Origin of the sequence: Synechococcus sp. H55.11, assembly GCF_047462475.1 — a bacterium.
Classification (GTDB): Bacteria; Cyanobacteriota; Cyanobacteriia; order Thermostichales; family Thermostichaceae; genus Thermostichus.
In genome coordinates this window covers 1-10,787 of sequence record NZ_JANSJI010000017.1, presented here as the reverse complement: position 1 = coordinate 10,787, position 10,787 = coordinate 1, and the positions used below count along the sequence as shown (strand labels likewise).

Sequence of the window (10,787 nt, the reverse complement as noted above, 5' to 3'; positions counted from 1 at the left end):
GCTCACGCGACCACCCCCGGCCCCTCTCCCTGAGGCCCAAGCGCTCCGCGCCGCTCACGCGACCACCCCCGGCCCCTCTCCCTGAGGCCCTCACCCCCGGCCCCTCTCCCTCTGGGAGAGGGGAGTTAGGGTGGTGCGTTCGCGACAGCGTTGCGTAGCAATAACAACGTAGAGAAACGTTTTTTTGCTATTTGATTTTGCTATTTGATAATGACTACTCCTCCAGCCGACGACACTTGTGGTAGCCCCTATCCGCCGGCGGCAAAGGTGGCCATCAAAATTAAAGAGAGCAAAATGCCCGGAAAGAGCAGCAGCACCAAGGTTAAAAACTCAGAAAGGCTCATGACAGCACAAAGAACAACAACCGAGGGCACCAGTCCCCAACCTAGCGATTCCGGCAGCCCTTCCCATCCTCCCTTTGGGATCCCTTAACAGTTGCAGCCGAGGGCGGCTTTTGAGGCTTTTCCCCTTCTGCCGGCGATATCCTGGCAAAGGGGAAGTCTTCTTCAAGCACTCCGATGGGCATCCAAGGCAAGCGCATTGCCGTCGAACCCGGCCACCTCCGACCCTGGCTAAAAAAGGCAGTCTTGGCAGGGGGTGGCGAGCTGGTGCCGCTGGCCGAAGCGGAGGCGCTGGTGTGGGCAGATGCCTTTGACGTGCCCAAGCTCAAGCAGTGTCTTGCCGAAGGAAAGGGGATCCGCTGGGTGCAGTTGCCCTGGGCAGGGGTGGAACCTTTTGCCCAGGCAGGGGTTTTGGATCCCGCCTATGTGTGGACCTGCGGTAAGGGGGTGTACGCTCAGGCGGTGGCCGAACATGCCCTGGCCCTCACCTTGGCCGGCCTGCGGGATCTGAAGATCCGCGCTTTGGCCCAGACTTGGCAGGCGGGATCCGGCACCAGCCTCTGGGGCAGCCGCGTGGTCATCTTTGGGGCGGGGGGCATTGCCCAGGCGCTGATCCAGTTGTTACAGCCCTTCCGCTGTTCCATTGACGTGGTGCGGCGCAGGGCGGATCCCTTGCCAGGAGCCAGCCGGGTGGTGACGCTGGCAGAACGGCAGGCGGTGCTGGCAGGGGCGGATGTGGTGATCCTGGCCTTGGCCCTCACCCCGGAAACAGAGGGGATCATCGCCCGGCGGGAGCTGGAGCAGATGGGATCCCAGTGTTGGCTGGTGAATGTGGCAAGAGGCAAACACATCGTGACCCCCGACTTGGTGGCCGCTCTGCAACAGGGGGTGATTCGCGGGGCCGCCTTGGATGTCACGGATCCTGAGCCCTTGCCGGCTGGGCATCCCCTCTGGAGCTTGCCCAATTGCCTCATTACCCCCCACACAGCCATTACCGACGCCATGATTGTTCCTGCCCTCTCCGAGCGGGTGCGGGAAAATGTGCGCCGCTTTCGGCTGGGGGATCCCTTGCTGGGAGTGGTGGATCCGGTTTTGGGCTATTGAGCCCTCACCCCTTGGGAGAGGGGAGCTAGGACTCGCGGGGGGCCATCTCCTGCACGCGAGCGGCGATGGCCTCGGCCATCTCTTGCGTGCCGACGGGCTCCCCTTGCGCCAGGTCATAGGTGACGTATTTGCCTTCGGCAATGACCGACTGCACTGCCGCTTCTACCCTCGCGGCGGCTTCCCGCTCGCCCAGATAGCGCAACATCATGGCCCCGGAGAGGATAAGGGCAGAGGGGTTGACCTTGTTTTGGCCGGCATACTTGGGCGCCGAGCCGTGGATGGCCTCAAAAACCGCAATGCCATCCCCGATGTTGGCCCCTGGCGCCACCCCCAGCCCGCCGATCATGCCGGCGCACAAGTCGGAGATGATGTCCCCGTAGAGGTTGGTGAGCACCAGCACATCGTAGAGCTGCGGCTTCTGCATCAGTTGCATGCACATGTTGTCCACGATGCGATCTTCAAACTCGATGTCGGGGTACTCCTGGGCCACCTCCCGCGCCACCTGTAAAAACAGGCCGTCGGTAAACTTCATGATGTTGGCTTTGTGGACGGCAGTTACCTTTTTGCGGCCGTTTTGGCGGGCGTATTCGAAGGCAAACTTGACAATGCGGCGGCTGCCGAAGTCTGAGATGGGCTTGATGCCGATGGCGGATCCCTCGCGGATGGGTTTGCCGGAAAGGCGCATCATGGCTTCCCGCGCTTGGATGGCTGCCGGTGTGCCCTGCTCAAACTCGATCCCGGCGTAGAGATCTTCGGTGTTTTCCCGCACCACCACCAGGTCAATGTCTTGAAAGGGGCTTTTGATCCCCGGGATGGACTTGGCCGGGCGCAGGTTGGCGTAGAGATCCAGCTCTTTGCGGATGGCCACATTCACCGAGCGAAAGCCGGTGCCTACGGGAGTGCCGATGGGCCCTTTGATGGCCAGCTTGGTCTCTCGGATCGACTCCAATACGTGGGGCGGTAAGGGGGTGCCGTATTTCTCGATCACCTCCACCCCTGCCTCTACCGGGATCCATTCCAACCCAACCCCGGTAGCCTCCAAAACCGTGGTCATCGCCTTGGTCACTTCCGGGCCGATGCCATCCCCAGGAATCAAAGTCACACGATAGGCCACCGATGCTTCTCCTCGCAGCGTGAAAACTCCGTCTTGCCGGCGGATCCCCCCATAGATAGGTCAGATAACCGGGGATCCCCTAGGCTTCAATGACTATAGAACAGGTTGAGAGCGAAAATGCTGCATCCGCTACCTTGTCAATGGGCGGGGCCGGGGACGAAATTAGGGAGTTGGGGGCAAGGGAATCCGCAGCTCCACGACCGTGCCACTGCCGAAGCGGCGGTTACGCCAGGCAATGGCGGCCCCGATCAACTCGGCTCGGTAGCGCATGTTGAGCAGCCCATGTCCATGGCCAGGCATGGGATCGGCCCCACCCTTGGACTCCGGCATACCGCAGCCATCGTCGATGATCTTCAGCTCCAAGTGGGTGCAGAGAGCCTGAGTATCCTGCCGGGGCTGAATGATGAGATCGATGCGCCGTGCCCCTGCATGTTTGACGATGTTGTTGAGGGCCTCCTGCACGATGCGGAAAATGTTGCTCTGGCAGGCGGGGCTGAGGCGGGAGAGCAGGCCATCGGCTTGGTTGTCGAAACGGGTGAGGAGGGGATGCGGGGATCGCTGGGCGGCCCGTTCCAGGAGGCTGCGCAGGGCCGGGCCCAGGTTAAAGGCCCGCATGGCCGTCGGCTGTAAATCTTCCACGATCCCCCGCAACTCGGCCATGGTTTCCCTCAGTTGGGCGCTCATGGCCTGCAACTGGGTCTGGACAGCGGGGCCAACGGCTGGATCCCCAGAGAGCTCCTGAATCTGGCGAGATAAAGCTCCCAGATCCGCCAAGGTTTGGTCGTGGAGATCGGCGGCCAAGCGACGACTTTCCGCCTCTCGCCCCTCGGTTAGACCCCGCAAAGCTGCTGCTGTCGCCTCCTGACGGCGAACTTGCTCGTAGAAGGAGGCCCGCTGCAAGGCCACTGCCGTAATGTCCGCCAGCGCGTTCACCAAGTCCGCGTCTCCGGGAGCAAGTCCGACGGCATCGGCGGTTTTGCCGGGCTCAACCGACGGCATGAACGCACAGAGCACCCCGGCCACCTGGCGAGCATCGGTGACTATCGGCACAGCCAGCAGGGAGCGGATGCCGTTCTGGAGCAGACTTTGGCGTGTGTGGGCAGGCAGCGGGAAGGTGTGGACATCGGCAATCAGCAATGTGTCTAGCTGGCGGTAGCAATTGGCCCAGATGAGCTGGCCCAGCTCAGGGGGCAGAGTCTGTCCCACCTGGGAAGGGATCCCCGGCTGACGACGATACTCCTGGTGAATGGCCAGGGGCTCTGGGGGAGAAGCAGATGAAGGCTGCGGAGTTGCAGGGGGCGCGATAAAATCGCAGCGATCCACCTGCAAAGCCTCTGCCATACCCTCGAGGGCAATCTGCACCACCTGCTGGGGATCATAGGTGCCGCTGAGGCGCTGGGCGAGCTGGCGCAACAGGCTTTCTCGCTGAGCCGAGATGCGGGTCTGCTCGTACAGTTGCGCCTGCTTGAGGGCGATCCCTGCCTGCTCGGCCACGGCTTCCGCCAACTCCAGATCCTCCGGCTGCCAAGGAGAAGGGATCCGGGAGCCGCGCAGCAGGGCAATCCCCCCCAACAGCTCCTGCTGCCGCTGCGGATGGTCATACAAAGGTACCCACAACAGCCCACTTCCCTGCCGCTGCGGCTGCAAGTCATCCGGCACCACCACCGGCTCCTTCAAGGTGGCCAACAGACCGGCTGCCCAGCGCAACCTGGCCTGAATTGTCTCCGAGAGTTCTGGGGATCCCATCAGCAGGGCATCCAACGAGGACTCCGTGCCGCTCACGAGAACGGACGGATTAAGCTGCGGCGCATAGAGGCCCACGGGGCACAGCAGCTCCTGCTCCGGCTGCCAAAGGGCCAAGATACACACATCCGCCTGAAAAGCCGCCCCGATCTGCTGGGTGATCGCGTGGAAGAGGGTGGTGGGATCCAGGCTGGAGCGAATCGCCGCTGTGATCGAGTGCAACAGCGCCAGCCGTTCCGTCTGCTGATGGGCATGCTCGAACAAGCTGGAACGGGTCAGGGCAATCGCCAGTTGATAGGCCACCGAGCGCAACAGGTCGATCTCCTCCGGCTGCCAAGGATGGGGTGTAGTGATGTATACCCCCAGTAACCCGATCATCCCCCCCTGCACACCGGGCCGTCCTCTATAGGGATCCCTCCCGCCGATCTCCGCTCCCACCGACTGCACCGGGATCAGCACCGCCGAGCGAGCTTGTAGCGCCTGGAAGGCAGCCAGCCCCGCCGGCGGCAGGAGATCTCCATCCGGCGGCAGAGGCAGGGCGATTTGCACCACCTGCCCCGCCCGCAAGCGCTCGCAAAGCGAGCCAAAGTCTTGGATCCGGTACACCTCTCGTAGGCAAGGGGCTAGTCCAGGGCTCAGGGCTTCGTGGGTGACCTGAACCGTCTGCTGGTCCGGGTTGAGACTGTAAAAACAGCAGCGGCTCAGCCCCTGCACGCCTTTCGGGAGAAAGGCCTGTTGTAGCTCCCTCAGGGCAGTGCTGACGATTTGATCCCACTGCAAAAAGCGGTGAACAGTGCTGGTGATGCGGTTGAGCAACGCCTCCCGCACCGCCTGCCGGCGGCTGCGCTCCAGCAGTTTGGCATTGATGATGGCGCTGGCCGTATAGGAGCAGAGGAACTTTACCACCTCCACAAAGCTGGCCTGCAGAGGGATCCGGCTCAGCAGGGCCAAAGCGCCCAGCCGCTCCTCCCCGCGGTTAATGGGGTGGGCGACAAAGCCCCGCAGGCCATTAGCCCTCACCCACTCCGGGGCAGGCATCCAGGCTTCTTGATCCGGGTTGTTGCTCAAGAGGGGCAACCCTTGCTGGGCCACACGCCCCATAGGGCTGTCATCGGGGTAGATCCGCTCAATTTGATCGTGGGCAGGGCTGACCAGGCCGGCATGGGCCACCGACTGAAAGCAGCCCTCCTGCGGGTCGAAAAACCAAAGGCGGGCGGAGGCCACGCCCAAGCGGCTCACCATCTGCTGCACCAGGGTCTGGGCCAACCTGCGCAAGCCCTGCTCCAGCACCTCCGGCTCTGCCGCTTCTGAGGATCCCTGGGAAGAGAGAAGCACCAGTTCCTGGACGATTTGGTTGGCAGCTTGGAGCTGGATCAACAACGAGGAATCTGGATCGACACAAGCCTGCAAAGGCATAGCAGCAAGCAATCAAAAACTTGAGCAAACTCAAAACTTCAGTCAGGCAACCAACTTCTGCACCGCCTCCAGCCGCCCCAAAGCCCAGCCCCGCCGCTGCAGCAGCGCAAAAGAGGCCATCAAATCCGGCCCCTGCAGATCCCCTGTCAGGGCGGCCCGCAAGCTTTTCATCAGCAAGCCCTTTTTCATGCCCTGACTTTTGGTTACTTGCTCCACCAGCGGCTTCAGGCTGTCTGCGGCAACGGGCTGGGGCAACTCGGCAGCGGCCAACGTGGCCGCCGTGGCCGCCATGGCTTCCGCCACCCCCGGCAGGCGCAACTGTTCCAAAGCTGGCAAGGTATAGCTAAGGGGCTCTTGAAACAAAAAGCGGCTGAGGGGAGGGGCCTCGGTCAGGCGGTCGATGCCCTCGGCAACGAGGCGAGCCACATCCTCCAGCCAACCGGGATCCGGCACGGATCCCAGGTCAAACCCCGCCGCCTGCCAAAAGGGCGTCAGCCGCTCCACCAATTCTGCCGGCGAGAGCTGCTTGATGTACTGACTATTGATCCAGTTGAGCTTGTCCCAATCGAAGCGAGCAGCGGCCCGGTTGACCCGGTCGAAGTCAAACTGTGTAGCTGCCTTTTCCAACAAGAAAAGCTCTTCCCCATCTGGGGGCGACCAACTGAGCAAAGCCAAGTAGTTTTTGAGTGCCTCCGGCAAAAAGCCCATTTGCTGAAACTCTGTTACCGAGGTCGCCCCATCCCGCTTGGAGAGCTTCTTCCCTTCTGGGTTGAGGATGAGGGGGGAATGGGCAAATTGCGGCGGTTCATGCCCCAGAGCGCGGTAGAGCAAGATCTGTTTGGGTGTGTTGCCGATGTGGTCTTCGCCGCGGATGACGTGGGTAATGCCCATGTCGATGTCGTCCACCACCACCGCCAAGTTGTAGAGAGGATAGCCATCCGCCCGCGCGATCACCATATCCCCCCCCAAGTCCTGGGTGTTCCAGGTGATGGGGCCGCGGATGAGATCCACCCAGGACACCTCCAGGGGCTCCTCGATCTTGAAGCGGATCACCGGCTGCCGGCCCTCGGCTTCGTAGTCGCGGCGCTGTTCCTCGGTGAGAAAGCGGTGGCGGTTGTCGTAGCGAGGGGCTTTGCCGGCGGCCTTTTGGGCGGCGCGCATTGCTTCCAGCTCCGCCTCGCTGACGTAGCAGCGGTAGGCCAGCCCCCGTTCCAAAAGCTGCTGCACCACCGCTTGGTAGCGGGCGATGCGGTTGGATTGGTAGATGGGCCCTTCGTCCCAGTCCAGCCCCAGCCAGGCCAGCCCCGCCAAAATGTTGCGGGTGTAGCGGGGGGAAGAGCGCTCGCGGTCGGTGTCTTCAATGCGCAGGATGAACTGGCCGCCGTGGCGGCGGGCATACAGCCAGTTAAACACTGCCGTCCGGGCGGTGCCGATGTGCAAATTTCCAGTTGGACTGGGGGCAAGGCGAACGCGAACACTCACAGGCTTATGGATCCCAAGCAGAGCATCTTGATCCTAGTCGGCGGCGGGATCCCTTGTCATGTTGGGGGCTGCAAGTGGTTGCCAATTGAGGCATGTCGAGTAGAATCCGCCTTAGCTGCCGGTCAACAGGTAGGCTCCCCGGGGGTAAAAGTTGGTGGGCAACGCCCAAATCTCGCTTTTTTTTCCGGTGTTGAGGAACAAGCTGTAGCGTAGGAGGAATCACGGCACATGCGTCTGGCCTTAGCCATTGTTCTGGGTTGTCTAGCTGCTGGGATCCCGGTTGGATCCGCTTTTGCCCAAATCGCCTATCCTTCCTACCCAGTGGGGGATGCCCTGGATGAGATCCTGCTAGATAGGGGCAAAGATGTGGATCCAGTGATTTTCCCTGAAGAGGTGGTGCGCTCCCAGGCCCGGCGAACCACCGCCTTCTTCACCACTTTGCTCAACCAGCGCGCCAACATCCCACCCCTGCGCTCGCTGGATCTGCCCAGCCCCTACCAGGCCTCGGTTCGTACCCAGGCCGGCTACTATCGCGTCACCCAGACAGAGCCTGTTTTGGATTCTGAAATCTTGCGCTAGAGATATCCAGGGTTCGCTCCAGCAGCAGTTCGCTCTTGTGGCCGAAAAGTTGGGTCTGGAGCCCCGTTCTGCCCCTACGCGGAGGCAAGCCGGTGGGGCGGCTTTTGGCTTGCATAGCGGCGAGAGCACCGAAAAACCCAAACGGCTGTCTAGGGGCTGTTTGCGCAGTGTTGCCCGGCAACAGCGGCTCCGCCGGGACGGGGAATATGTCAAAATTCGGCAAGAACCCTCGAGTGGTCGCGATGATCCCACCGGATGGATCCCCTCTTTCTTCGGTTGCTGCCTGGCATAGCCTCCCCCTTGCCGCCGCCATCCAGAAGTTGCACACCGATCCCGATCGTGGCCTCACCGCTCAGCAAGTGATCCAGAGGCAGCGGGAATTCGGCCCCAACGAGCTGATCTCCACCTCTGGCCGCAGCGCCTGGCAGCTCTTTCTCGACCAATTCCGCAACGTTATGCTGCTGATGCTGATCGCCGTGGCGGCGATCTCAGCGACTCTGGACTTGCAGGAAGGCGAGTTCCCCAAAGATGCTCTGGCCATTCTGTTGATCGTCGGCCTCAATGGTCTGCTGGGCTACTTGCAAGAAAGCCGGGCGGAAAAAGCGCTGGCGGCCCTAAAAAAGCTGGCCTCCCCCAGCGTGCGGGTGCAGCGGGACGGGCTGTGGCAGGAGATCCCCGCCAGCCAGTTGGTGCCAGGGGATCGGGTGCTGCTGGAAGCGGGGGTGCAGATCCCAGCCGATGGGCGCTTGGCGGAAGCGGTGAACCTACAGGTGCGAGAGGCGGCCCTGACCGGAGAGGCGGTACCGGTCACCAAGCAGGCTGATTGTGTCCTCCCCGAAGACACAGAGCTGGGCGAGCGGCGCAACATGGCCTTCATGGGCACCGAGGTGCTGCAGGGGCGAGGGATCCTCTTGGTTACTGCCACCGGCATGAACACGGAGCTGGGCAAGGTGGCCAGGCTGCTGCAGACGGTAGAAAACGAGCCCACTCCCCTGCAGCGGCGCATGAGCCAGTTGGGTAATGTGCTGGTGTCGGGATCCCTGGCCTTGGTGGCGCTGGTGGTGATCGTGGGGCTGCTCCAGGCCGGGAGCATGGCGCCTTTCACCGCGCTGCTGGAAACTTCCCTCAGCATGGCCGTGGCGGTGGTGCCGGAGGGGCTGCCGGCTGTAATCACGGTTACCTTGGCCATCGGCACCCAGCGCATGGTGCGCCGCAACGCCTTGATCCGCCGCCTGCCGGCCGTAGAGACCCTGGGATCCGTCACCACCATCTGCTCCGACAAGACCGGCACCCTCACCGAAAACAAAATGGTGGTCACCGACATCCTCACCCCCGAGCGCCACTACCAGGTCAGCGGCAGCGGTTACATTCCCAAGGGATCCTTCTACTGCGGCGGCCAGCCCATCGATCCCCAGAGTGCCCCCGATTTGCAGGCCTTTCTCAGGGCGGTGGTCTTCTGCAACGATGCCCTGTTGCAAGCCAATCTCTCAGCCCAGCGCGGCGCTGCCCCCACCTGGTCAATCCTGGGGGATCCCACCGAGGCCGCCCTGCTGGTGGCTGCCGCCAAGGCCAACCTGCAGAAAGCCTCTTTGCAAGAGCAGCACCCACGGGTGCAGGAGATCCCTTTTAGCTCGGAACGCAAGCGCATGAGCGTGGTGGTGCAAGAGGAGGGCAGCTACCGCGTCTACGTTAAGGGATCCGCCGAGCTGGTGCTGGAGCAGTGCACCTATATCCAGAAAAGCGGAACTTGGCAGATGCTCTCAGAAGCCGATCGCCAGGCCATTTTGGGCGCCAACAACCGCCTCGCCGGCCAGGGCATCCGGGTTTTGGGGGTGGCCACTCAGCAGTTGCAGCGGATCCCGGAGAACCTGGAGGAGATCGAGCGCAACCTGGTGTGGCTGGGCCTAGTGGGCATGTACGATCCCCCTCGGCCCGAAGCGCGGGAAGCGGTAGCCCGCTGCCAGCAGGCCGGGATCCGCACCCTGATGATTACCGGCGATCACCAACTCACCGCCATCGCTATTGCCCGCGAGCTGGGCATCCTCGACTCCGAGAACCAGGCCATTGATGGGCGCACCCTCTCCCGGCTGAGCTTTGAGGAGCTGATGGAGACGGTGCAGAGGGTCAACGTCTACGCCCGCGTGGCTCCCGAACACAAGCTGCGCATCGTGCAGGCCCTGCAAAAGCAAAACCAGTTTGTGGCCATGACCGGCGATGGCGTCAACGACGCCCCTGCCCTGCGCCAAGCGGATATCGGCATTGCCATGGGCATCACCGGCACCGATGTCAGCAAAGAGGCCAGCGACATGGTGCTGCTGGACGACAACTTTGCCACCATCGTGGCGGCCATTGAAGAAGGGCGGGTGGTCTACAGCAACATCCGCCGCTTCGTGAAATACATCCTGGGTAGCAACATCGGCGAGGTGTTGACCGTGGCTGCTGCACCCCTTCTGGGCCTAGAGGACGTGCCGCTGACGCCCCTACAGATCCTGTGGATGAACTTGGTAACCGACGGCTTGCCTGCTCTGGCTTTGGCAATGGAGCCGGCGGAGCCGGGGGTGATGCAGCGTCCCCCCTTCAACCCCAAAGAAAGCATCTTTGCCCAAGGGCTCGGCGCCTACATGGTGCGCATTGGCGTCGTCTTTGGCTTGGCGACGATCCTCATGATGGGGATTGTGGAAGCCTACATCGTTCACTGGCGCACGATGGTCTTCACCACCCTGTGTATTGCCCAGATGGGCCATGCGCTGGCGGTTCGCTCCAACGACAAGCTGACCATCGAGCTCAACCCCTTTTCCAACCCCTACCTGCTGGGGGCGGTGTTGACCACTTTGCTGCTGCAGTTGGCCCTGCTCTATGTGCCCTTCCTACGCGACTTTTTCGGGACAGAAGAACTGACCCTCACTGAGCTGCTCATTTGCGTCGGCTTTAGCACAGTAGTGATGGTCTGGGTAGATCTGGAAAAACTCTACTGCCGCTGGCGCCCCCGTTAACCGGCTAGCTTCCAT

The 10,787-nt window shown here is 62.2% G+C and carries 6 protein-coding genes; 3 read left to right on the top strand and 3 right to left on the bottom strand.

Translation table 11 applies throughout. From position 1 onward, the window contains the following. The first annotated feature begins 518 nt into the window (after positions 1-518). The gene (locus NW853_RS00455) at positions 519-1,445 is read left to right on the top strand and encodes a D-isomer specific 2-hydroxyacid dehydrogenase family protein (RefSeq protein ID WP_414347102.1); all 927 of its coding nucleotides are present in this window, start codon (positions 519-521) and stop codon (positions 1,443-1,445) included. 25 nt (positions 1,446-1,470) lie between these two features. Here NW853_RS00455 and NW853_RS00450 read toward each other — a convergent pair whose 3' ends face one another. The 3 genes from NW853_RS00450 to gltX form a co-directional block, all read right to left on the bottom strand. Next, on the bottom strand, positions 1,471-2,559 hold the full coding sequence (locus NW853_RS00450; protein ID WP_414333428.1) for an isocitrate/isopropylmalate dehydrogenase family protein: 1,089 nt from the start codon (positions 2,557-2,559) through the stop codon (positions 1,471-1,473). Between the two features lie 162 nt (positions 2,560-2,721). Next, the gene (locus NW853_RS00445; RefSeq protein ID WP_414347100.1) at positions 2,722-5,718 is read right to left on the bottom strand and encodes a GAF domain-containing protein; all 2,997 of its coding nucleotides are present in this window, start codon (positions 5,716-5,718) and stop codon (positions 2,722-2,724) included. A 42-nt stretch (positions 5,719-5,760) separates the two neighbouring features. Continuing rightward, on the bottom strand, positions 5,761-7,200 hold the full coding sequence (gene gltX / locus NW853_RS00440) for a glutamate--tRNA ligase (protein ID WP_414333424.1): 1,440 nt from the start codon (positions 7,198-7,200) through the stop codon (positions 5,761-5,763). A gap of 228 nt (positions 7,201-7,428) precedes the next feature. Here gltX and NW853_RS00435 point away from each other — a divergent pair, with 228 nt between their 5' ends. Together NW853_RS00435 and NW853_RS00430 are read left to right on the top strand one after the other, a co-directional pair. Next, entirely contained in the window at positions 7,429-7,779 is a 351-nt protein-coding gene (locus tag NW853_RS00435) for a hypothetical protein (protein ID WP_414333422.1), read from the top strand. A 242-nt stretch (positions 7,780-8,021) separates the two neighbouring features. Next, the gene (locus tag NW853_RS00430; RefSeq protein ID WP_414333434.1) at positions 8,022-10,772 is read left to right on the top strand and encodes a cation-translocating P-type ATPase; all 2,751 of its coding nucleotides are present in this window, start codon (positions 8,022-8,024) and stop codon (positions 10,770-10,772) included. Positions 10,773-10,787 lie beyond the last annotated feature (15 nt).

Coding starts and splice junctions, on each gene's coding strand:
- NW853_RS00445 (WP_414347100.1), bottom strand. CDS start 5,718: ATGCCTTTGCAGGCTTGTGTCGATCCAGATTCCTCGTTGTTGATCCAG.
- NW853_RS00455 (WP_414347102.1), top strand. CDS start 519: ATGGGCATCCAAGGCAAGCGCATTGCCGTCGAACCCGGCCACCTCCGA.
- NW853_RS00435 (WP_414333422.1), top strand. CDS start 7,429: ATGCGTCTGGCCTTAGCCATTGTTCTGGGTTGTCTAGCTGCTGGGATC.
- NW853_RS00430 (WP_414333434.1), top strand. CDS start 8,022: ATGATCCCACCGGATGGATCCCCTCTTTCTTCGGTTGCTGCCTGGCAT.